The organism is Arachidicoccus rhizosphaerae (assembly GCF_900107765.1).
GTDB lineage: Bacteria > Bacteroidota > Bacteroidia > Chitinophagales > Chitinophagaceae > Arachidicoccus > Arachidicoccus rhizosphaerae.
This window is the reverse complement of sequence record NZ_FNQY01000029.1, coordinates 20,285-45,071: the sequence shown is the minus strand read 5'-3', so window position 1 is coordinate 45,071 and position 24,787 is coordinate 20,285. Positions and strand designations below refer to the sequence as shown.

Genomic DNA, 24,787 nt, shown 5'->3' with positions numbered 1-24,787 from the left:
AACCGCTGTGGGCAAAGGCTGAAGCTACCCGGGACAGGTTTTAGGCAGCAGGTGGCTATGGCAGCGCTTCCCTTTAATGGCGGACAAAAAAAAAGGCCGGAACCGGCACAAAAGCGCCGGGGCGTAAAATAAGTAGCTTTTTAACAAAGACTTTTAATTATTACAGCTAATTTGCCACGCTTATATACATGATTTACTGGCAGAAAGCCGGCCGGAAGCGGCCCGTCCGCCTTGCCTTAAGTAGTGATATATAAGGATAAAAAGGAAGGTAAAAGCTGTTTTTGAAAGTGAAAAATAGCCGGGCGTTACCTAAAGTAACGCGCAAAAACAAAATGATCTAAGACAGGGGGCAAGATGGCAAATGAGATCAGATAAAAAGTAACTCATTGATATCTAATTACCTGTAATAATAATATTAAAGCAAAGGAAACTTTAAAACAGCAATTTAAAATTTAATGCGAAAATCGAGTCAATTGATATGGGTGCTGGTACTGATATTACTAAGCGGTCAGCTACAGGCACAAATTAATACAGACAATACCGATACGACAAAAAAGGTGCTCTATTCCACCAATCCGGATTTGAAGTCCACCCTGGAAAACGGAACACCGGTCAGATATAAAGTGGCTGAACTTGCTGTTTCAGGAAATGCCAGCTTTGATACGAACCTATTGAAAGCCACCTCAGGAATCACCGTAGGAACTTTCATCACCCTGCCGGGTGGTGATGAACTGCCCAGAAGCATCCACCGTTTATGGTCTCAGGGATTTTTCAGTGATATCACTTATTATGTAACCAAAATCCAGGGCAATGAAATCTCTCTGGAACTGGCCGTTACAGAACGTCCCCGCGTGACTAAATTTTATTTTAAAGGTGTCAGTAAGACTCAGGCCGATGAGTTAAAAGGCAAAAGCGGCATTACGCCAGGTCATGCTCTGACGGAGAATATGAAAATGACAGCCGTGGATGCCATCCGCAGCTATTATGCCGAAAAAGGCTTCAGACGGGTAGCCATTGATATCATTGAGCGTAAGGATACGACTTTTGACAACTCCGTATTACTGTATTTTAATATTAATAAAGGGGCCAAGGTTAAAGTCAATCAGATTGATTTCTTTGGCAATACCGCCGTTGACGGTCTGAAACTGAAAAAACAGATGAAAGGGACCAAAGAAATGTCCCGCATGACCCTGTATCCGACCGTAGAGGCTTTTGATACCACCAGCTGGGGTACGCCTTATCAGTACAGCTGGCATGATTACTTATCAGACCACGGTTATCTGACCTATACCAAGACCCGCAACCTGGTCAGCCCTTACGTACATATTAACCCGCTGGTCTCAGCCAAGTTTAATGAGAAGAAGTATCAGGAAGACAAACAAAAAATCATTGACTATTATAACTCCAAAGGTTACAGAGACGCCAAGATCTTAAAAGACTCGGTCTATTATACCAAAAAAGGAAGCGTAAATGTCGATATCAAGCTCAGCGAAGGACATAAATATTATTTCGGGAATATCAAATGGGTAGGTAATACCGTGTATCCGGATTCGCTGCTCAATGTCCTGTTGGATATCCGTAAAGGAGATATCTATAATAAGGAACTGCTCAATGATAAACTGGGTATCGGCGGTGGCCAGGAGGCCATGAGTATCTCTAACCTGTATCTGGATAACGGTTATCTGTTTTTCCAGGTGGAGCCGGTAGAGGCTACCGTATATAATGATACCATTGATTTTGTCATGAGCATGCGTGAAGGACCGGAAGCGACCCTTACCCGTGTCAATATCGTGGGTAACGATAAAACCAATGAACACGTCATTCGCCGTGCACTCAGAACCCTGCCGGGAGATAAGTTCTCCAAAAGTGATATCATGATGTCGCTGCGTGAGTTGAGTGTACTTAAATTCTTTGATGAACAGAAAATGAATCCGGTCCCTGAACCTAATCCGGCAGATGGTACCGTGGAACTGACCTATAACCTGGTAGAGAAATCTGCAGACCAGCTGCAGTTAAGTGCGGGTTTTGGCGGTGGTATCGGTCTGACAGGTACCTTAGGGGTGACCTTCAATAACTTCTCGCTGCGTAACATCTTTAATAAAAAAGGATGGGATCCGCTGCCGACCGGGGATGGACAGATGCTGTCTTTGAACTTCCAGAGTAACGGTAAGGCCTTCCGTTCTTACAGTGTTCAGTTTGTGGAACCCTGGCTGGGTGGTAAACACCAAAACGCACTCAGCGTCAGCTTTGCCGACAGTAAGTTCAGAAACGGTTATAACTATTATACCGGTCAGTGGGATGATCAGGGGGATACCGCTTCCTTTAGGACCACCTCCATCAGCGTGGGACTCAGCAAAAGGCTGAACTGGCCTGATCCTTATTTCCAGATCGGTGCACAGATCAACTATACCCGTTATCAGTTGCATAACTATTATATTGACCAGTATAACCTGCCCAATTACCGCAACGGGGTCTCTAACAACATCAACCTGCGTGTGACTTTGTCCAGAAACTCTGTTAACAGTGCGCAGTATCCGACCGGTGGATCCAATATTACGGCCTATGCCCAGTTGACGCCGCCATTCTCTTATTTTGATAAGTCTATTGAAGACGCGACGGATCCGGCCAAGAAATATAAGTTCGTCGAATACCAGAAATACCGCTTTACCGGTGACTGGTATGTGCCGATCGGACCGCAGCACGGGGAGGATAAAAAGCAGTTTGTATTAAAGGCCTCGGTTAAAATGGGGTATTTAGGTAAATATAACCCGAATATGCCGATATCGCCTTTTGAACGCTTCCAGTTAGGGGACGCCGGGATGAGTAACAACTACGCCCTGTTAGGTTATGATATCATCTCTCAAAGAGGTTATCCGGTTTATGAAACTTCAAATCCAAGGTATAACCCCGATCAGTCAGGTGCCACGCAGTATTTTACGATCTTCAATAAATACTCTTTGGAACTGCGTTATCCTTTGTCACTGAGTCAGGCAAGTACGATTTTCGGGTTAGTCTTTGCGGAAGCTGCCAACGGGTGGTATTCCTTTAAAGATTACAATCCTTTCCAGTTGCGTCGTGACGTAGGGGTGGGTGCCCGTTTTTATCTGCCGATGTTTGGTCTGTTAGGCTTTGACTATGGTATCGGTATAGACCGTCTGCGCTCCGGACAAGGTCTGGGTAAGGCCGGCCGCTTTACCTTTATGTTAGGTTACGAGCCGGATTAATAGCGGGCTCAGACTGTGCTGTCTTATTTTGCTGATACAATACCCGGAACTTTAAGACGTTTTAAGGTATTATGACTGAAACAAGAAAAAAAGGCCTGTTATTTCGGCAATGGCTGTGCTGGCTGCTGACCCTAGCGGCCATCAGCAGTACAGAGACCCTCTTAGCGCAGCGCTATGCGGTGATAGATATGAACTATATGCTAAGCAAGATGCCGGAATATGCCAGAGTGGATACGACCCTGGAGTTATTGACGGCCAAATGGCAAAAAGAGGTCGACAGCGCCGGCCACTATGCAGATTCTCTCAGAAATGACTATAAAGCAGAGCAGTATATGCTGGCCGATGAGTTAAAAGCTAAAAGAATGTTGCAAATCCAAAACGCAGAAACTGAGGTACGCAATTTGCGAACTGGCTACTTTGGTTATCAGGGACAGCTCTTTAAAAAGCGCGCAGAACTGGTACAACCCATTCAAAATAAGATATATAGCATTATCCAACAGTTATCTGTCAAGTATGGCTGGGATTTTGTCTTAGATAAGAGCGCAGGTACCCAGGTTATTTTTTCTGATCCCAAACTCAACAAAAGTGATGTGATTTTGGAGGCCATGGGGATTAAGACAAAATAAAGTTGGCAAACTGATTTAAGTTACTATATTTACAATTATAATTTTTTGGTTTACCTGGGTTAGGTAAGCCTGAGGACAATAAAAACAAAAACTAAAAGAAAGAATGAAGAAGGTTATTTTCTCCTTATTGACGGTAATGGCACTAGGTTTCTTTACCAGCAATGCACAGGCACAGACACAGACGCCTGCTTTAAAAATTGGTGTGTTTGATTATGATATTATTGTTGGTCACTTACCTGAATACAAGGATGTACAACAAAAAATACAGGTATTTGAAAAGGATTCACTGGGACCTAGACGCGATGCGCTGGAGTATCAATATAACCGTGCAGACAGCAGCTACAAAGCTGACTCTACGGCCAAAAAGTCTAAACAGGTACTGGATATGATCAATCAACAGCGTCAGCAATACGCCTGGCAGTTAATCAACTGGCAACAAATCGTTCAGAACGCTGAACGTCAGAAATTTGCTGAGCTGTCTCAGCCTTTATATGAAAAGATTCAGAAAGTGCTGATGGAAGAAGTAAAAGCACAGAAAATCACGCTGGTTATCAAACCCGATGATGTAGTCTATGGAGATGATAAAACAGTTGTGAATCTGTTTGAACCGGTGGCCAAAAAACTGGGTATCGACCTGAATGCGGCAGATACAACAGGTGCAGGCGGCGGACAATAATCCAAAAGCTGAATCCGGTCATTGGATCAGCACCTGTCTTTGATCAAACAACGGGTTAAATCGACCGGGAAAACAGAAAACAGAACGCATTAATAAAAAGCGGCACTATGTCAAAATAGTGCCGCTTTTTAGTTTTTTCAAGGGTGCTTTTTTAAAGCACGCTGTTTTTAGCTGAACTATCCGGCGTAACTGTCCAGTTCAATATTAATCACCGTGCCTTCCGTATGGGTTGATTGAATATCTATTTTCCCTTTTAAAAAAGCCACACGGTTTTTGATATTACTGTATCCCAGTCCTTTTTTCTGCTGCAAAATTTCAGGATCAAAACCTTTTCCATTGTCTTCAACGGTAATTAAAAAAAGGCCTTCATTCTGGCTGCACTGGGCAAATATCTGACTGGCGCCGCTGTGTTTGGCAGCGTTGGAGATTAACTCCTGGATGATCCTGAAAATATGGGCCTGATTGGTAAGGGGGATGTCTTTTGCAATGCCGAAAGTCTGCATCCTTACGTCCAGTTTCTGGGTGTTATAGGAGGCGGCGAGATCCCTTAGCGCTTTTTCCAGCCCGAATCTTAATAAAGAATCCGGCATCATATTCTGAGCAATTCGTCGGAGTTCCGTGATGGAGTTGTCCAGCTGTTCAATCACGCCGGTAAGCGCGCTGTCGGCCATCTGAGCGTGCGGATCACCGGCCTCCTCCTGCTCCATTCCGGAGAGATTGAGCTTAACGGCTGCCAGCATGCCGCCCAGGCCGTCATGCAGGTCGCGGGCCACCCTTTTTCTCTCCTTTTCTTCCCCGTCCAGCATGGCCTGGGTGAGTTGTAACTGCTGCTGCCGTTTAAAGTCTGTCAGCTGATGCTGTAAATTGATCTCTTTTTGCCTGGATAGCTTTCTGTAATAAAGCCAGCTGGCCACCGCCAGGGCCAGTAAAAAAAGGCAGGTGATCGTTAATATCCGGTTCGTCCATTTCTGACTCTGGCTCTGAAGGGCCGCTTTGTCCTTTTCTGATTGTAAAGCCAGTATTTTTTTCTCCTTTTGGGCCGTCTGAAACTTAGCCTCCAGCTCAGTCATATTTTTCAGGGTGTTGCTCTGCGTAATAGAGTCATTTAAGGCGCTGTAACGCTCCATCCAGTGGTAGGCGTTATCCATATCCTTTAAATGGGCATAGGTGACCGCCAGCCCGTAATACATCTGTACCCGGTTGGTTTTAATGGCCATAAACTCTTTGCGGTCCAGTAAAGAAAGCATGACATCCCGGGCCTGACTATAGGATTGCTTATTGTAGAGCGCATAGAATTTTTGAAACAGGAGTCTTTGCTCCGGATAAGCTTTGTTTTTTTTACGGGCCAGCTCAATCCCCTTGTCGATATTAATGACAGCGTCGTCAAAACGTTCGGCTACGGTCAGATGCATGCCCTCAGCCGCATAATAGTCCAGCCAGCCTTCATAATCGGGGTATGGTGTCAACAGGCTTTTCATGGTATCCAGATAATGACCGGCCAGCTCATTATGACCAGAGAGGGCGGCATTCTCAGCAATGGTATGGTAGACCGCAATCAGGTACTGCGCAGGTGCTGCCTTAAGATGCAGTATATAGAGCGCCGTTTTCAGGTTTTTGTCGGCCGAGGTAAAATCCATCATGTTTTTAAAGCCGATGGCTACATTCATATAAAGAACGCCCAGGTAGATACTGTCATTGGCTTTAAGTGCCAGCGGGATGGATTGATTCAGCAGGATGTCGATATAGCGCTGATGCTGGTCTTTTTTCTTTTCCAACAAGGCTTTGCTGGCGGTGGCTTTGGACCTGTAGAGGTAGGCCATATTTTGATGAAATGCCCGCAGTTGCTGTTCGGCTGCCGTAAACAGCTGGTCTGCGCTGTCCGGCAACTGATCCATGATAAGCCGGCCGGCGTAATACGTGCTGACGGCAGATAATAAAGGAGAGCTTTTGGCATATTGCTCGGAGGTGGTAAAATATCGACGGGCGAGCGCGGTGTCTTTTTCAAGCCAGTATTCTGACAGTAAAAAGCCGGGCATTACTTTTTCACTGTCTGAACCAGGGGTGTGAAGGAGGGCCTTAAGACTGTCCGTATAGTTTTTTTCACCGGGCGGATAATACTGTGCACTTAGTTGCAGGGTCCAAAAATATAAAACCAGGAGTAGCAGATATCTTTTCATAGGATTAGGTTTACAGGTCGTAAGCAAACTACAAGTTACATCAAAGTGTAAACAAAATCACAGGGCTTTTTAAAAATACCTAATTATTGGTAGAAGGGGAACCCGGCCTGGCCAGGCACCGCAGCCAGCCCGGGGCGTAGCAGATGCAGTCTTTTTATACGGATCACGAAGCGTAAAAAGTTGTATAAGCAGTCTATAAAAGAAGCGCCTTTTACCGTAGTAGAAAACTGCGATAAAAGGCGCTCTTTGTATGATCTTTTAAGATCTCAAACCGGAGAGATAATTAAGAGATAATTATCTTAACTCCAGGTCAGACTAGTAGTTGTTTCTGTAACCACCACCGTTGTTGTTGCCACCACGGTAGCCACCGCCACCGCCGAAGCTTCTTTTTTTGTAACCACCATCAGCACTTTCTTGCTTTTGGTTTACAACGATTTTACGGCCATCAACTTCAGTTTCATGTAAACCGGAGATAGCAGCATTAGCAGCAGAATCATCTGCCATTTCAACGAAACCGAATCCTTTAGAACGGTTGTTGTTAAATCTGTCTGTAACAACTTTTGCTGAAATTACTTCACCATAAGGAGTGAATAATTCTTGCAAATCATCGCTGGTTAAGTTCCAGCTTAAGTTTCCTACGTAAATGTTCATTTTAATTTTTTGAACTAGTTAAAAATGTCAGAACAGTGCCCAAAGCCCAAAAACAATTACGTAAAAAACGTCCGTTAAAAGGATTGAAATAACTGTCGATTACTATACAAAGATATTGTTATTTCTGAAAACAGCAACTTTTCTGCTACTTTTTTTGGCCTACCCTAAAAAAAAGAGCCAACTGTTAATTCCCAATAGGTTATAACAGTTGGCGCAGTGGATATCTTTAAAAATCATCCGGGGATTCTCCCCGTTGGCTTACATATCCCAGTTCTTGCAATAATTAACCCCCCAGAGCTGATAACGTTGTAACTCAGTCTGTAAGCGTACTTTAAAGTCGTCATAATTCTTGGCAGAGGCCTTGGACCAGCCCACTTCACTTAAAGCGCTGATACGAGGGAAGATCATGTATTCTGCCTTAGCCGGGGAAGCGATGTACTCCGTCCATAAATTGGCCTGTACCCCCAGGATAAAGGAGTGCTGATCCGCTGGCAGCGCCGTTGGATAAGGCTGGAAACTATAGACTTTGCTGATGGGTAAAAATCCGCCAATGGTCAGAGAATCAGAGGGTTTATTCTGTGCATAGTCAAAATAAAGGTAGGTATTGGGGCTCATGATCACATGGTGATTTTGTTTGGCTGCTTCAATACCGCCTTTTTCGCCTCTCCAGCTCATAACGGTCGCCTGAGGGGCCAGACCGCCTTCCAGGATTTCATCCCAGCCGATTATCTGGTGACCTTTGCTGACCACGTATTTTTCGATGTTTTTGATAAAATAGCTCTGCAGTTCTTCTTCATTTTGAAGACCGGCGTTTTTCATGAGCTGCTGACAGTAATCTGATTTTTTCCAGTAGTCTTTAGGGCATTCATCGCCACCAATATGGATGTATTTAGAAGGAAATAAAGCCATGACCTCGTCTATGACATCCTGTAAAAATTTAAAGGTATTGTTGGAAGGGACAAATACATCCGGGAATACACCCCAGGTCTGCTGCACCTGTTTACCGGAAGTGCTGCCGGCCCAGGTGGTATGCTCAGGCACCACCGTAGATTGGTTGGGGAAGGTACTGAGCTCCGGATAGGCCGCAATCGCTGCGGAGGCATGCCCGGGCATTTCTATTTCAGGGATGATCGTGATATAGCGATCAGCCGCATACTGGATAATTTCCCTGATCTGATCCTGGGTATAATACCCGCCTGATTTCTGGTTGTCGTTACCAGTACCGGGATAATGGCCGATAATGGTACCGTTACGCCAGGCGCCCATCTGGGTCAGCTTAGGATATTTTTTGATTTCTATCCGCCAGCCCTGGTCATCGGTCAGGTGCCAGTGGAAGCGGTTTAATTTATGAAGTGCCAGATAATCAATGAATTTTTTGACAAAGTCTACCGGCATAAAATGACGGCAACAATCCAGCATCATCCCTCTGTAACCCAGTTGCGGTGCGTCCTGGATATCCACGCCCGGCAGGGTAAGGGTAGTGGCCACCGCGGTGGGCAGTAGCTGGATGAGTGTCTGCATCCCGTAGAAAAAACCTTCTTCATTGGCGGCTGAGATGATCACGGAATCCTTACCGACATGCAGGGTATAAGCACCGGTGGTATCTGCTGCCGAAGGAGCCTCCATCTGAAAATAGATCACATTGCCTTTGGCCGTGGCGGCACTGTCGCCCTGAACGGGCTGAAACTGATAGTAAGAAGACAGGTACTGATTAAAAAAATCAATGGAATGCTTTGCTTTCTCCGGCATGGAGCCCAGGATTTTTGTACCGGAAGACAGTACAAAACTTTGATTGTTAGGGGTTACTGATTCCGGTTCCGGAATAATGTGGATGTCCTGAGACATGGCCTGCCCGAGTATTAACAGACTCAGGGCACTTAATAGTAAATGCTTCATAGTGATAAATTGGGTGTGAACTTTCAAATATAAGGTGTATGGGGTGAAAATTTAGGACATAAAGCGGGTTTTTTACGCAAATTTTAATAATTACCTTTGGCGGCTAAGGTCAATAACCATTCCAAAAATTTATCTATTCCATGGAGCAAAGTGCACTTATCAAAGAGAACCTGTCTTTTGTACATAATGAGATCAAGGAAGCCTGCCAGAAGGCCGGCAGGGAAAGTTCAGCGGTCCGGCTGCTGCTGGCCACAAAGACCGTGGAGCCGGAGCGGATCATCCAGGCCATTGAAGCCGGAGAAACGCTGATTGGAGAAAATAAAGTACAGGAATACCACGACAAGGCCGAAGCCCTCAGTGATATTCACTGTGAAAGGCATTTTATCGGCCATCTGCAGTCCAATAAAATAAAAGAAATCCTGCAATATGTATCTTGTATTCAGTCTGTTGACAGCATTTCTCTGGCAGAAAAACTGTCAGCACAGCTGCTCAAGGCAAACAGGACCCTGGATATATATCTTCAGATCAATACATCGGGAGAGGCCAGTAAATTCGGGGCGGATCCCGGGGAGGCTTTTCAGCTGATGGAAAAAGTAAAGACCCTTGGCGGCCTGCAGGTAAAAGGGCTGATGACCATAGGTCTGTTCAGCGATCAGGAAGTGCCGGTGAGAAAAAGTTATGCTTTATTAAGAACACTCAAAGAAAAAGGTCAGCGGGAAGGCCTGCTGCCTGAAGGCCATCTGGAGCTTTCCATGGGCATGAGCGGCGACATCGAGTGGGCCGTACTGGAAGGCTCAACCATGGTGAGGGTCGGCTCTGCCGTCTTCGGTAAAAGAAATTATGCGTAAAACAGCAGGGGCCACCTCAAAAACGTTGATGAACTGCATTGCCGGCCTATCCCCTCGGATAGGCCGGGTCATTAAAAGCAGTGGATCTGATAACCATTCAACAATAAATACAAGCGGGTCCGCCGTATTAAATAAACTTTACGTATCTTACCTGCCCTAAAATTTTATGGATAAACGCTGGACAATATTACCCGAGGATCCCATGCATGAGAGAGCCTTACATGCGGTGCTGAAAATCAGCCCTGTACTGTGCAGACTGCTCGTTCAAAGGGGGTATCCCACCTTTGAAAAAGCAAAGGCTTTTTTCAGGCCCTCTTTATTAAATTTACATGACCCTTTTTTAATGAAGGATATGGATAAGGCCGTCAGTCGTATCCAGCAAGCGCTTGAAAAAGGAGAAAAGATCCTGGTATACGGGGATTATGATGTAGATGGAACGACTTCTGTTGCCAGCATGTATAGTTTTTTATCCGCTATCCATCAGGAGGTACTCTTTTATATCCCGCACCGCTACAAAGAAGGGTACGGGGTGTCTAAAACGGGGATAGATTTTGCCAAATCGGCAGGTGTTCAACTCATCATCTCGTTGGACTGCGGCATCAAAGCCACTGAACTGATTGGTTATGCAGCCTCTTTAGGGATTGATTTTATCGTCTGCGATCATCATTTGCCGGATCTTGAGCTGCCGCCGGCAGCAGCTATTTTAAATCCCAAACAACCGGACTGTCCTTATCCCTATAAAGAACTCTGCGGTTGCGGAGTGGGTTATAAATTAATGCAGGCACTCGCTGCAAAAAGACAGCTTCCTTGTGAGAGCTATGAGCAGTATCTGGATCTGGTGGTAACGGCCATCGCTGCCGACATTGTTCCCGTGACGGGTGAAAACAGAATTCTTGCCTATTACGGCCTTAAAAGAGTCAATGAGCAGCCATCTGTAGGCATCAAGGCCTTACTGGACCTCACTGAGCGGAAGGTGGAGGAGATTAACATGCAGAATCTGATTTTTATGGTGGCCCCAAGGATCAATGCGGCCGGCCGGATGGACGATGCCAGAAAGGCGGTCGAGCTTTTTACCGAAAAAGACAGTGAAAAAGCAGCAGCCATCGCCCAGCAGCTTCATGCAGATAACTCGGACCGTAAAGAAGCGGATAGCCAGATTACACAGGAGGCGCTTGAAATGCTGGCTACCACGCCCGCCATGACGCAACGCAAAACAACGGTTTTATATCAGTCCCACTGGCATAAAGGCGTACTGGGTATTGTAGCCTCCCGCCTGATTGAAACCTATTTTAAGCCCACGGTTGTGCTGACACGCTCTGATGCGGTGGTATGCGGGAGCGCCAGAAGCGTGCCCGGCTTTAATCTCTATGAAGCGATTCATGCATGCAGACAGTATTTGCTGGGCTATGGCGGCCATTTTGCCGCGGCCGGGCTCACCATGCTGCCCGAACATGTAGACCGCTTTACCGAGGCCTTTGAACAGGTGGTGGCAGCCAGTCTGCAACAGGCGCATTTAACCCCTGAAGTTCTCATTGACTCCACCATTCATTTCTCGGATATAAAATTCAGTTTTTATAATATCCTTCAGCAGATGCGTCCCTTTGGTCCGGAAAACAAGGAACCGGTATTTGTGGCCCGGGGGGTGGAGAACACCGGGCATTCCAAAATTGTCAAGGAGAAGCATATCCGTTTTGTACTGCAGCAGGGAAGGTATCATTTTACGGGTATCGGTTTTGGGCTGGCAGATAAATTTGCGTTGCTGGAAAACAGCAAAACCATCGATATTGTCTTTAAAATAGATGAAAACAGATGGAATAACAGCAAAACCCTGCAACTGAATGTCATTGATTTTGCCCCCGGTAAAACGAACTGTTGATAGTCTGATTTTAGTGGTGTCGGGGCAGAATTCTATAGAAATTAAATTCTGATTTTGAAATATCAGACTTACATTTGCTTTTTAATCAATTTAAACAAATAATGGTAGATGTTATTCTCGGCCTGCAATGGGGCGACGAAGGAAAAGGAAAGATAGTTGATTACTTTGCACCGAATTACGATATAGTAGCCAGATTTCAGGGAGGGCCTAATGCAGGCCATACGCTGTATGTAGAGGGCAAAAAAGTCGTATTGCATCAGATTCCATCCGGGATCTTTCATCAGGGCGCCCAAAATATCATTGGCGGCGGCGTGGTGCTGGATCCGGTAATTTTGCAAAAAGAATGTGCCACTGTTGAAAGCTTTGGCATTGATGTAAAGAAAAACCTGTTCTTATCCCATCGTACCAATTTAATTCTGCCTACCCACAGAGCCCTGGATAAGGCCTCTGAACTGCAAAAAGGGGAAGGCAAGATTGGTTCTACCTTAAAAGGTATCGGACCTGCTTATATGGATAAAACGGGTCGTAACGCACTGCGTGTCGGCGACCTGCTCAATAAAAATTTTACTTCCCAGTATATTAAGCTGCGCTTAAAGCATCAAAGACTGCTGGATTCTTTCAATTTTACGGAAGATATCTCCAGTTGGGAAGATGAGTTCTTTGAGGCCATTGAAAAACTGCGTGAATTTAAAATTATCAACTCTGAGTATTATGTCAATGATGCCATAAGCGCAGGGAAAAGAGTGCTGGCAGAAGGGGCGCAGGCCGCCATGCTGGATATCGATTTTGGTACCTACCCTTATGTTACTTCCTCTAATACCATTTCTGCGGGTGTCTGTACCGGGCTTGGTGTGGCACCACAGAAAATCAAGGAAGTATTGGGCGTGACAAAATCCTATTGTACACGAGTAGGCAGCGGACCGTTCCCGACTGAACTGGATGACGCAACAGGCGAACAGCTCAGAACCATCGGCGGTGAATTTGGGGCCACTACAGGCCGCCCACGCCGTTGCGGGTGGATTGACCTGGTTGCACTGAAATATGCCTGCATGATCAACGGCGTTACCCAGGTGGTGATGACCAAGGCCGATGTACTGGATAAATTTGACCATCTGGATGTATGTACCGCTTATAATATCGATGGACAAAGCACCAAAGAGGTGCCTCTGCAAATGGAGAGGCTGCCTTTAACTCCTGAATACCAAACCTTTAAGGGGTGGAATACAGATACTTCAGCCATCAGAGAAGCAGCCGGCCTTCCGGAGGATATGGATGCTTATATCCGGTTTATTAATGAGTATCTGGGTGCACCTATCAAGTATGTATCCAATGGTCCGGGCAGAGACCAGCTTATTTCCCTGTAGATATGAATGGTCCGAAAAAATAATTGAAAAAAAATTTGTTTGATTGGAAATCTGTTTGAAATTTTACGGTAGAAATCTTGATGAATTATGGCAACAAAATCTGACAAGGGCGCTAACAAAAAGCTGCCTGCTAAAAAAGTAGAAGAACCTTCTAAAAGCAAAGGCTCTAAAGCAAAAAAGGACCAGGATCTGGACGAGGATGATGATCTGGACGAGGATCTGGACTTTTTTGATCTGGACGAAAAGAAAAGTAAAAAGAAATCAGGGCCCAAAAAGTCTTCAAAGGCTTCCAGCGAGGAAGAAGAGGATGAGGATGAGGATGATTTTGATGAAGCGGATGACGACTGGAACAAAGCAGAGGATGATGACTGGGATCCTGACTTTGAGGAATTTGACATTCCTAAGTCTAAAAGCGGTAAAAAATCCTCCACAGGGCCAAAGAAAAAAGGCAAACTGGAAGAGGATGACGACTTTAAATTTGAAGATGACGACTTCGGTGATCTGGATCTGTTTAACGACGATTTTGATGAAGAAGATGACTTCTAGATAAGACCGTTTCCCTTAAAATATTAAAAGAGCATTAAGTTATATATTGAATATAATTTAATGCTCTTTAATTTTAATACGCCTGCCTGCCGGGGCTGGTGAAAGCAGCCCGTTTGAAAAGCAGCCGGCGCAAGCCATAGGTGTAGCCCTGTCAGGCTTTTATGCGTTTATATAAGCAGTTCACCAGAATTTATTAAATAATGAGAAACTTTACGCTGTCTGTACTCGGTTTTGTCATAATCAGCATAGGGGTTGGTTCCTGTAGCAAGAAAAATACACCCGGACCGGTAGTTGACTACTATACCTTTAGCGGTCTTCATGGAAAATGGGCACTCAGTCATTTCACGGACCCTAAGGGCAGCCAGCTGGAACTAGATACCCTGATCTTTGCGGATAATTTCACGTACGCCCTGATCAGGGTAAGCGATACGGTAGACAAGGGCTTCTTTAAGGTAGGATACGGGATCAGGGTAAATGGCTTTGGTCATAAGCAGGCCTATGACAGCATTGCGCTGAATACCGCCTACCTTACCCAGGCTGCCATCTATCCTAAAGTTTTATATTACAGGCAGACAACCCTGGATACTCTCTCCATCAGTACCTGGTATAGAGATAGCGCTTCCAGCCAGTCCGTCGCTTTTTATACAAGAATAGACCAATAGCTGCGGGGATTTATCATTACACAGCGGGCCATGGGCCATCGTCGTTTTTAAACCGGCAGTTCTTTATTGAATCAGAACCTGTATCCTAACAAAATACTGAAGCCGTTATTTTTTACGGACCCGTCTGAACCTAAATACGCCTTTTGGGCGACATTGATCAGCCCCTTCTGATACCTGGCAGATAACCCCAGCCCGTTTTGTAAATAATAGCCGCAGCCGACAATCCCCGAAAAATCATATTTGGTAGCATAACCGGCGACGCTAAGAGTGGTGCCCTCTTTATTTTCTGAAGAGGCGTTGAGCAGGTAAGCCACCTGTGGTCCCAGATAAACCGCCAGCCCGGACTTAGCCACCTGGTAATTTACCAATAAGGGTAGCGCAAGGTAGTTCTCCTTATAGGATAGCCTGGGAGTTTCTCCGGCCTGATATCTGGCTCCCATTTGAGCATAGTCGAGCCCTGGTTGTAACGAGAAATGGCTGCAAAGAGGTATCCAGACTTCAATACCTGCATTTAGGCCGGGTTTTATGGTGTATTTGGAAACGATGCCGCTATTTTCGCTATGCAGGTTGGACATATTTAAGCCGGCATGGAGGCCGTAGCTGATTTTGGCAGGTTGGGCATATCCGGCCGACAGCAGTGTAGCCAGCAGGGCAGTTAGTAATAGGCGTTTCATTTTGCGTTTTTAATTTAAAAGTTGTTGGGTACAAAGCGGTGGCTGTATTAAACAGCTAAATTGAATACAAGTTTAGGCATAAAAATTTTACGAGCGACAGGCTGCGCTCAGGTTTTTTATCTGCCAGCAGAAATCTTCCGCTTTTTCAGCGCTGATCCTTGTATCCCTTGGAACCATCCGACAGGATCATTTAAATTGGATGTACAGCAAAAAAATGGAAAAGCAGTGACCCTGAATTTTCTTATATATTATAAATAATTTTATGCTTGAACCCTTTTATGTAATCCCATACTTTTTTGCATCTCCCAAGAAAAGTTACCTTTATATACGTTAAACCAACTATAAGATGAAAAAAACAGTCGGTCAACTTCTTATTTTACTCGCCATCTCGATTGGCTTACCGAGTGCAGTGCTGCAGGCACAAAGTATAAATGCTCCGGGCATTCGCACCCTTCAGAGCAGTGCCCGCTCCATGCCAACGGGTAAGGATTCCGCCCTGCAAGAGCGCTGGAACCTGCTGCAGCGTATAATCATGATGGATCATAGTAAGAGAACGCTGGATCTGTTGGACAGTCTTGCCACCGTGGCCAGAAAGGACGGGCGCAGGGATTATCTGTTAAAAGCAGCCATCTTCAGGTTAATCTATCAAAGGTCGTCTACCGACGGCGCTGTAACGGAGGGCATCCCCTATCTGGATTCTTTAATTGGCAGCAGTAAAGAACCGGATGAAACCAGTATATTACTAGTGACCAAGGCGCGTCTGTTATTTAGTATCTACCAAAAGGATAAATATAAAATTGACGGCAGAACCGATATTCAGAATAGCGCGCGGGATGAGACCCATATGGATAGCTGGACCAAGGCGGATTTTTACGGACAGATTCATGCATTATATCAAAAGGCACTGGCTCCTGCTAAAGTTCTTCAAAACACTCCCAATAAGGATTATAATGCACTGGTTACTCCAAGTACCCCAGGGTTTTTACGCCCTACCTTGTATGATCTGATCGTGTCAGATGCGCTGGATCTGTGGAACAGTTATCAGATAACACCAGGTTCCTCAGAGCAGTCTTTTGTGTTAGATGATCCTATGCTGCTCTCAGCAAGGGACAGTTTCGTAAATGCCCGTTTCGTTTTACCGGACCCGGGTGATTCATTACATCCTAAATGGCTGTCTGTTCAGCTTTATCAGCAACTGCTGCGTTTTCATCTGTCAGCCACAGGAGGCCATACGGCTAGGGCCACCCTTGGTGATCTGGACATGCAACGTTTACAGTGGGTCTATGAAAACGCTCCGGCAACTTTTATCCCCGGTCATTTAACAAAGGGGACCGGGGCGCCAGATGGCATGAATCCTTTAAAAGAGACACTTTACAGGGATGCCCTTAAAAAAGCCATTGATCTGTATCAAGGAACCGACGCCAGTTTATTTGGGGGTTACCTGCTGGCCGCAACTTATCAAAACAGCGCCGCAGCATATGACCCTTCCAGGGGCTTGAATACCGATACGACCCACCGGTATGACAGGGTAAAAGCCCTGCAAATAATCAACAGTTTTCAGGGGCCGTTAAATAAGGCGGTGGCGGCGGCCACAGACTCCAAAAATAAATATCAGGTAAGTGAGGGCGCAGCCATGCTGCTCAATTTGAAAAATCAAATCCTGCAACCGGATTATAAGCTGCAGGTTGCAGCCTATAATATACCGGGAGAGCCGATGCTGGCCCGTCTGGAGTTTAGAAATACGCAAAAGCTGTATGGTAGGATTTTGCGTGTCCCCGCCTGGCAGGACAACCTGAATTACACGGACAGTCTCTGGCGGCAGCTGATCTCCCAGACACCGGTAAAAACCTTTACCCAGCGCTTACCTAATACGGGAGATTATCAGACGCACGCAACGGAGATCATGCTGCCGCAACTGGAAAAGGGCTATTATATATTACTGACCAGCAGAAGCCCGGATTTTAAGCTGGACAGCGGTCTGGCAGCCATTGATTTTGGTGTAACCAGCCTGGCTTATATCATCCACGGTAGCGATCAGTTTTTTCTGGACAGGAAAACAGGAGCGCCGCTCCCTCTTGTTCAACTGAGCCTCTTTCAAAGAAGCTGGAACGGTCACGGGTATACGAATATACTGGATACGACGCTTACTGCGGACAATAAGGGGCATGTCAGCTACCCTCAGGATTATCACAATCTTGCCTTACGCGCTACTTTGGCCGGCGATACACTTAAGGATGTGTTGAGTGTATTTGAGCCCTATCATGACGTGTCTTATGAGCAGGATGAAAACGGCCTGGATATAGAAGGACAAAAGGACCTTATTTTTTATCTGGACCGCAGTATATACAGGCCCGGTCAGCAGGTGCAATTTAAAGCAGTGGCCACTTTTATTTACCAGGATGCAAGGGGCAGAAAGTTATGGACGGATAAAAAAGAGCATCTTGTATATCTAAATGATGCGAATGGAGAAACGATTGATTCGCTTCGTTTGCACTTAAACGATTTTGGCGCTTTTGACGCAGCTTTTACTCTGCCGTCCGGACATTTACCAGGCACGTATTCTATTTTCTGTGATGATCTGGGCGGAGAACAAAGCTTCCGGGTAGAAGACTATAAAAGACCCACCTATTTTGTGCAGCTGGATACTTTAAAAGCCGCCATGGCCATTGGCGACAGCATGGCCATTGGCGACAGCGTGACCATTCAGGGGCAGGTGATGGCCTATAGCGGCTATCCGATCACCCAGGCAAAGGTAGAAATTGCAGTCACGCGCAGTGTATATTTTCCATACAGATGGTACGGTTATCTTCCGTCGGCTCATGCAGACGTTATTAGCCATGGTCAGGTAACCACCGATGAAAAAGGGAATTTTAGTTTTAGATTCAAGGCCGTCAAAGGCGAGGCCTCCTGGCTTAAGTACCTGCCTGACTACCGTTTTGACATCGACGTCACCAGTACGGACCCCAGCGGAGAGACCCGGACCGCAAAACAGCAGCTGACAATTGGTTCCCAGCCTTTTAATATGGAACTGCAGGTCGCTGAAAATTGGAGCGGGGACGGCTCCGGCAGTCTTTTGGACACCATAGGCCTGGCTACCCGCACGGCAGGCGGGCAGTTTACTGCTCAAAAAGTAAAGCTGACGCTGACCCGTTTAAAAGCGCCTCAGCGGTTGCTCCGGGAACGCACCTGGCAGGCACCGGATCTGTCTGTTATGGACAGCGCGACCTTTGTTCGGTTGTTCGCCCATGATCCCTACCTGCAGGAAAATGATAAAGCGAACTGGAAAAGAGCGCAAGTGGTGTATACACGCCAGGTGACCACGACCAGGGATGCTAAAGTGGCCATTCATCAACGTTTTGAACCGGGGTGGTATGAACTGACGGCGGAGGCTCCGGGAAATAACGGTTTTGTGATCAGAGATCAGCAGTATATTTATCTGTTTAACGGTTCGGATCCCCTGATAGCGCCTGCCTATAACTGGTCAGCGTCCGGTGCTGTCCGTGTACTGCCCGGAGAGAAAACAGGCTTACAAATAGCCAGCTCCGTAAAGGATCAGTATTTTGTGTATACGGTTTCCCGGATGCAGGCTGAGGACGCTTCCATGGCTGATGTATATGTAGGCGACAGCCTGTTGAAAGGACCGCTTATGGAGCTGCCCGTCAGGCTGACGAGTAAAGATGTTTACGGACAGCAGCTGGACTATAGTTTTATCAGAGACAACAGAACCTATAGCGGAAAAATGACGGTGCAGCTGAAAGATACCACCACACAACCTGTCATCGTTTATGAAAGCTACCGCGATAAAACAGAGCCGGGCAGTGAGGAGCACTGGACGATTCGTATAAATAAGGGCACCCAGCCGCAAAACCAGATGGAACTGCTAAGCGCCATGTATGACGCTTCTTTGGATCAGTTCTCGTCTCACTCCTGGAGGCTGCCCGCCAAGGGGGGCAGTGGCCGGTTGGCAGCGGCCAACTGGCAGTCCGGCAATAGCTTTGGCAATAGCTACCCAAGGGCCTATCGGGCGTATATTCCAGGTTACAGCTCTGGTAAATCTTACGGTTATCTGGCCATAAAAGACTGGTTCAGCCAGCTAAATAATTCGGGCAGAAGAATAATGATCCGTGGTATAAGCACCATGGCGGGCGTGAAGGTTACAGGCAGCGCGGATAGCCAGTTTGCAGACATGGCGGCTCCTGAATCGAAGGCCTTAAGCGGCGTGGTGGCGGGTTATATCAAAGAGAAAATAGAAAATCTCACCGCGGGCGTTAACATCGTGGTGGAAGGCCCCCAGGCCACACAGCCGGTTCGCAGTGATTTTAGGGAGACGGCTTTTTTCTTCCCGCATATCCATAGTGATGCAAAGGGAAATTATAACCTTACCTTTCAGATGCCGGATGCGCTCACCACCTGGAAATGGATGAACCTGGCCTATGATAAGGAGCTGAACGTGGTTCAGGACGTTAGAATGATCGTCTCTCAGAAAACCCTGATGGTGAGCCCTAACCTGCCCAGGTTTGTCAGAAACGGCGATCAGTGGACCTTACCGGTTAAAGTTGTCAATCTCTCCGGGCAGAAGATCAATACGGAGGTTACCATAGAACTGACGGATCCGGCTACCGGAAAGGCGCTGAACTGGGTCCTGGGAAATGCTGCCACCAGCCGGCAGGTGAGCGTGAACGCTGGCAGTAATCAAATGGTATATTTTGAGTTGCATACCCCTGAGGATTTTACGGGCCCTGCAGCGCTTACGGTTAAAGCCAGCGGCGGACAGTACAGTGATGCGGAAAAGAACCTGATACCTGTTATCACGAATAAAATACAGTTAACGGAAACCCTGCCTGTATATATGGATAGTGACGGCACCCGGCATTTTACACTGGAAAAACTGCTGAAAGAAGGGGCTCACAAAGACAATCAAAAACTGGTTTTTGAACTCACTACAAATCCTATCTGGCAAGTGGTACTGGCCCTTCCTGAGTTACGCGTTACGGAACATGCAGGTGCTGAAGATCTGATGGGCGGGCTATATGCAGAGGCGATGGGTCAATATGTGATGAAAACCTATCCCAGGATTAAGGAGGTCATTAAAGGCTGGGCATCTGATACCCTGACGGATAAAAATAATAACGCCCTGAGCAGTCAGCTGGACAAAAACCCGGATCTGAAATCTGTTTTATTAGAACAGACCCCCTGGGTGCTGGAAGCCAAAGGAGAGTCACAGCAAAGGGCTGCGCTGGTTCGTTTCTTCGAGGATAAAAAAGAGGATTCCCTCCAGCGTGCGCTTGTGAATCGTTTGTTGGGACTACAGCAACCTGACGGCGGTTTTGCCTGGTTCTCCGGCGGTAAGTCAAATGTGTTGACTACGCAGCGGGTCTTGCTGGGTATCAAGGAGCTGACCGGTGGCAAGATAAAAGACCAGTCCCTGGCGCTTCCTTTGCAGGTCATCGAACAAAACGCGACCCGCTATTTAGCCGCTTATTATCAGATGCGTTACCAGCAGTGGGAAGACTGGTTAAGGGAAGAGAAAATAAGACGGAGCAGTCATAAAGAGGCGTTGGATAACTTAGATACGGTTTATCCGGTCACCGGTATGGAAATTCAGTATTTATATGCGCTGAGTCTGGGTGGCAGCCAGGATAATAAGGCGGCATTGGAACGCCCTGAGCTCCAGTTTTTAGCTGCTGAAAAACACCACTGGGAAGACAAATCCGTTTATCTGAAGTTGCTGATGGCCGCAACGCAGTATAGAACGGGAGACAGGGGATTTGCCTTAGATTCTCTTTTAAGCAGCGCCATGAACAGCACGGTGACGAGTCCTGATTTGGGACGTTACTGGAAGCAGCCTGTCAGCTATTATAACTGGTATGAAAATCCCTTGCAGTCTGTGGCGATGGCCATCCGGCTTATCAGCGAAGTAAAGGACAGCCCTGAGGGCTATGGTAAGCATCCTGAGTTTAAAGATTATTTACCCGGTATGCAGCGTTATATGATCAGTCAGAAGCAGGTGAACCGTTGGCCCGCTTTGCAGACAACCGTAGACGCATGCCTGGCGATGATAGCCGCTGCCCCTGGCAATCTGGACAGTAAAAGGACGGTGGAAGTGCAGTTGGGATCTAAAAAGCTGGATCTGAAAGCAGAGCCCGCAACAGGATATATGCGCTATGAGGTATCTGCTAAGCAGATAACACCGGACATGGGTAATCTGACCCTTCAGATAAAGGGGATGGGAGAGAAAAGCGGTGTGCCGGTTTATGGAGGACTTTACTGGCAGTATCTGAGTGCGATTAAGGACGTATCTGCCGCCGAGAATAAGACCGGTATTGCCCTTGAAAAGGCCTTATACCGGGAAATCAATACCAGTAACGGAAAACAGCTCGTGGCCGTTAAAACTACGGATAGGCTTCAGGTAGGAGATAAGCTGGTTTCCAGATTAATCATTCAGACGGACCGGGATATGGATTATATACATCTAAGAGAAATGCGTGCAGCAGGTGTGCAGCCGGATCAGAATATCAGCGGTTACCAGTATCAGGATGGGATTAGCTTTTATCAGGCCATCAGCGATCTGACTACCGATCTGTATTTTGATCATCTCAGTAAAGGGACGCATGTGATCGAATATCCGGTTCATATCAGTCATGCAGGGAGTTTTGCTGCAGGAACGGCCCTTATCGAATCATTTTATGCGCCTGAGTTCGCCACCCATACCGAGGGGGTGCAGTTAGAAGTGAAGCAAACAGACAGGTAAAATCTGTTTTAGGTGTTGTTGTGTTATATATCGTTAAAACTGATAATGGATGCCGTAAAATTTGGATATTTGGTCATAAATTAAACAATGGGATATTCTATTAAAGATATTGCGGCGGTCCTTGACTTTTCTGATAAAGCGGACGTTGCCCGCCTGCAGGCGCTGTCCCCGGAAGTAACGCTGAAAGGCCACAGCCGGATACTCAGAGAAAATGATATGATCGAGCATCTGACAGTGGATAGCCGCAAAATAAGTTTTGCCGGCAGCTCTCTTTTCTTTGCGCTGAAAACGAGTAACAGGGACGGGCTGGACTATGCCCTGCAGGCTTATGAAGCGGGTATCAGAAATTTTGTGTTAAACATAGCTGCGCTGTCACTCGTTGAAGGGGAAAGTGCTTCTGTAAGCGCCTTTGACTGGGAGGCGCTACAGCAGGCTAATCTGATTTTTGTACCTGATACGCTGGAGGCTTTGCAATACCTGGTCAGCTGGCACCGTCAGCAGTTTCGGTATCCGGTCATCGGTATTACAGGCAGTAATGGCAAAACGATCGTCAAGGAATGGCTGAATTACTTACTAGAAAGTAACTATAAGGTTGTCCGCAGTCCCAGAAGTTTTAATTCTCAGATCGGTGTTCCCTTGAGTGTCTGGGAGATGACGGATGCGGATAACCTGGGAATATTTGAAGCCGGCATCTCAACCGTAGGTGAAATGGATAAATTACAATCCATTATCCTGCCTGAGATCGGTATCTTAACCGGTATCGGCGATGCGCATGACAGCGGCTTTGACAGTAAGCTGCAAAAGCTCCGGGAAAAACTATTGCTTTTTAAGCAGAGTAAAATCCTGTTTTACCATGCCGAGGATAACTGGATTGAAAAAGAGGTTAGATTAACTTTTAGCAAGACTGCTAATCAGCCGCAAGTGCGGCTGGTCAGAATCGGGGCAGATGAAAATGCGGATATCAGGCTCACGCAAATCAAAGTGGATGAAAAAAGACATACCACCATCATAAGCGCTGTTTACCAGGCGGAGGCCACTTGGTCAGATGCTTCCGGCCAGGGGCAGCAGGCCGATATCCGCCAGATGCAGTTCGAGATACCTTTTACGGATGCCGCTGCCTTGCAAAACGCCGGCACCTGTCTAGCCGTTTGTCTTTATTTAGGGCTGAGCACGGCGGGTTTTATTTCAAAGGTACAGGGGCTGCCGGCCATTGATATGCGCCTTCAGGTGCTTCCCGCTATAAACCGGTGCTCTGTTATCAATGACAGCTATAGTCTGGATCAAAGGTCATTACAGGTTGCCCTGGATCTGTTAAATCAGCAACTGCCGTCAAAAACGCTGATCCTTTCCGATATCCCAGGATTAAATCAGACGGATGCGCCTACTGCTTATCGGCAAATGGCTGATTTAATCCTCAATAAAAAAGTAAACCGGGTCATCACCGTGGGCGCCCAATGGAAACGCTATGCTGCTTTACTTAAGGTGCCGGTATTAGAGCAATATGACAGTACCGAGGCCTTAACCAGGACTTTTCAGCCGGGTCAGTTTAAGGACGAGGCCATACTGCTGAAAGGCGCCAGAAGTTTTCAGTTTGAAGAGATTTTCTATCTGTTGCAGGAAAAAGTACATCAGACCAGACTTGAAATCAATTTGACCGCCATCGTACACAACCAGAAGATGTACCGCTCCCTGTTACAGCCGGGCGTGAAAATGATGGCCATGGTGAAGGCTTTTGCCTATGGCAGCGGCCTGTTGGAAATGGCCAGCGTATTACAATACCATCATATAGATTATCTGACAGTCGCCTATGCAGATGAAGGGGTCGTGCTTAGAAACGGCGGGATCACCACACCGGTGATGGTGATGAATGTGGATCAATATGCTTTTGAAACATTGGTGGCCCACCAGTTAGAGCCGGAGATTTATTCCTTTAGAATATTAAAGGAATTTATGGCCTTTTTAAGTGCCCAAGGTTTAAGTCAATATCCGGTTCATATAAAACTGGATACCGGGATGCACCGCTTAGGTTTTGATCCGGATGAAGTGGATGCGCTGGGGGATTTATTAAGCCGTCAAAAGACCGTATACGTGAAATCCGCCTTCAGTCATTTTACCAGCAGTGAGGATGACGGGGATGATCAGTTTACCCACCAGCAGGCAAAGCTATTATTGCAGGGGTGTGCTATTTTGGAAAATAAATTAGGCTACGGGTTTATCCGTCATATCGCCAATACGGCAGCGATTGCCCGTTTTCCTGAGTATCAGTTGGATATGGTAAGGCTGGGTATTGGCTTGTATGGTATTAATACCACCAGTGAGTCTCTGCCTATCAGAACAGTAGCAACCTTAAAAGCAACCATTGCACAGATTAAAGAAATTGCACCCGGCCAGACGGTGGGCTATAATAGAATGGGAAAGGTAGCGGTGCCGACCAGAACCGCTACCATCAGAATTGGTTATGCAGACGGATTTTCCAGGATGCTCAGCAACGGCCGGGGAAAGGTATTGCTGCACGGTAAAATCTGTCCTGTTATCGGCAATGTCTGTATGGATATGACCATGATTAATATTAATGCGGTGCCCACAGCCATGGAAGGCGATGAAGTGGAGATCTTTGGCCCTGAACTGCCCGTTCAACAGATGGCTGCCGCCAGCGGCACCAGTAGCTACGAAATCTTTACCTCCATCGGGCAGCGGATCAATAGAATTTATGTGGAAGATTAGCCACCGTTAAAAGAAGCTGCTAATTCCGGCCTGCATTAAAACTGCCCGGTCAGGCCTCTGATCTGATATTATTAGAGGTAACCGGGCAGTGG

14 protein-coding genes are annotated in these 24,787 nt (G+C 46.5%); 10 read left to right on the top strand and 4 right to left on the bottom strand.

Annotated features, from left to right (window positions below; translation table 11 throughout):
* Nucleotides 1-455 precede the first annotated feature (455 nt).
* The 3 genes from BLU80_RS17095 (at nucleotide 456) to BLU80_RS17085 (ending at nucleotide 4,526) form a co-directional block, all read left to right on the top strand.
* Entirely contained in the window at nucleotides 456-3,224 is a 2,769-nt protein-coding gene (locus BLU80_RS17095; RefSeq protein ID WP_091400905.1) for a BamA/OMP85 family outer membrane protein, read from the top strand.
* A 71-nt stretch (nucleotides 3,225-3,295) separates the two neighbouring features.
* Nucleotides 3,296-3,850, top strand: a complete 555-nt coding sequence (locus BLU80_RS17090) for an OmpH/Skp family outer membrane protein (protein WP_091400903.1) — start codon at nucleotides 3,296-3,298, stop codon at nucleotides 3,848-3,850.
* A gap of 103 nt (nucleotides 3,851-3,953) precedes the next feature.
* On the top strand, nucleotides 3,954-4,526 hold the full coding sequence (locus BLU80_RS17085; protein ID WP_091400901.1) for an OmpH/Skp family outer membrane protein: 573 nt from the start codon (nucleotides 3,954-3,956) through the stop codon (nucleotides 4,524-4,526).
* A gap of 176 nt (nucleotides 4,527-4,702) precedes the next feature.
* Here BLU80_RS17085 and BLU80_RS17080 read toward each other — a convergent pair whose 3' ends face one another.
* The 3 genes from BLU80_RS17080 to BLU80_RS17070 all read right to left on the bottom strand — a co-directional run bounded on the left by BLU80_RS17080 (nucleotide 4,703) and on the right by BLU80_RS17070 (nucleotide 9,250).
* Nucleotides 4,703-6,703, bottom strand: a complete 2,001-nt coding sequence (locus tag BLU80_RS17080) for a sensor histidine kinase (protein WP_091400899.1) — start codon at nucleotides 6,701-6,703, stop codon at nucleotides 4,703-4,705.
* A 315-nt stretch (nucleotides 6,704-7,018) separates the two neighbouring features.
* Entirely contained in the window at nucleotides 7,019-7,354 is a 336-nt protein-coding gene (locus BLU80_RS17075) for an RNA recognition motif domain-containing protein (RefSeq protein ID WP_091400897.1), read from the bottom strand.
* Between the two features lie 258 nt (nucleotides 7,355-7,612).
* Nucleotides 7,613-9,250, bottom strand: a complete 1,638-nt coding sequence (locus BLU80_RS17070; protein WP_091400895.1) for a beta-N-acetylhexosaminidase — start codon at nucleotides 9,248-9,250, stop codon at nucleotides 7,613-7,615.
* Between the two features lie 140 nt (nucleotides 9,251-9,390).
* On the opposite strand from BLU80_RS17070, the gene BLU80_RS17065 reads away from it, so the two are divergent.
* The 5 genes from BLU80_RS17065 to BLU80_RS17045 all read left to right on the top strand — a co-directional run bounded on the left by BLU80_RS17065 (nucleotide 9,391) and on the right by BLU80_RS17045 (nucleotide 14,546).
* A complete protein-coding gene (locus BLU80_RS17065; protein ID WP_091400893.1) occupies nucleotides 9,391-10,098 on the top strand; it encodes a YggS family pyridoxal phosphate-dependent enzyme in 708 nt (235 codons plus the stop codon).
* A gap of 166 nt (nucleotides 10,099-10,264) precedes the next feature.
* Nucleotides 10,265-11,974: a single-stranded-DNA-specific exonuclease RecJ gene (gene recJ, locus BLU80_RS17060; protein ID WP_091400891.1), complete on the top strand. Its 1,710-nt coding sequence runs from the start codon at nucleotides 10,265-10,267 to the stop codon at nucleotides 11,972-11,974.
* Between the two features lie 101 nt (nucleotides 11,975-12,075).
* The gene (locus tag BLU80_RS17055; protein WP_091400889.1) at nucleotides 12,076-13,338 is read left to right on the top strand and encodes an adenylosuccinate synthase; all 1,263 of its coding nucleotides are present in this window, start codon (nucleotides 12,076-12,078) and stop codon (nucleotides 13,336-13,338) included.
* 87 nt (nucleotides 13,339-13,425) lie between these two features.
* Nucleotides 13,426-13,884: a hypothetical protein gene (locus BLU80_RS17050; protein ID WP_091400887.1), complete on the top strand. Its 459-nt coding sequence runs from the start codon at nucleotides 13,426-13,428 to the stop codon at nucleotides 13,882-13,884.
* Nucleotides 13,885-14,084: 200 nt separating this feature from the next.
* Nucleotides 14,085-14,546 carry a hypothetical protein gene (locus BLU80_RS17045; protein ID WP_091400885.1) on the top strand — a complete coding sequence of 154 codons (462 nt, stop codon included), beginning with the start codon at nucleotides 14,085-14,087 and terminating at the stop codon, nucleotides 14,544-14,546.
* Nucleotides 14,547-14,617: 71 nt separating this feature from the next.
* Here the strand turns inward: BLU80_RS17045 and BLU80_RS17040 are convergent, their stop codons facing one another.
* Complete coding sequence (locus BLU80_RS17040) at nucleotides 14,618-15,220, bottom strand: porin family protein (protein ID WP_091400884.1); 603 nt, start codon at nucleotides 15,218-15,220, stop codon at nucleotides 14,618-14,620.
* A 346-nt stretch (nucleotides 15,221-15,566) separates the two neighbouring features.
* Between BLU80_RS17040 and BLU80_RS17030 the strand changes: the two genes are divergently transcribed.
* Together BLU80_RS17030 and BLU80_RS17025 are read left to right on the top strand one after the other, a co-directional pair.
* On the top strand, nucleotides 15,567-21,971 hold the full coding sequence (locus BLU80_RS17030) for an alpha-2-macroglobulin family protein (protein ID WP_091400880.1): 6,405 nt from the start codon (nucleotides 15,567-15,569) through the stop codon (nucleotides 21,969-21,971).
* A gap of 87 nt (nucleotides 21,972-22,058) precedes the next feature.
* Nucleotides 22,059-24,695 carry a bifunctional UDP-N-acetylmuramoyl-tripeptide:D-alanyl-D-alanine ligase/alanine racemase gene (locus BLU80_RS17025; protein ID WP_091400879.1) on the top strand — a complete coding sequence of 879 codons (2,637 nt, stop codon included), beginning with the start codon at nucleotides 22,059-22,061 and terminating at the stop codon, nucleotides 24,693-24,695.
* The last annotated feature ends 92 nt before the right edge of the window (nucleotides 24,696-24,787 follow it).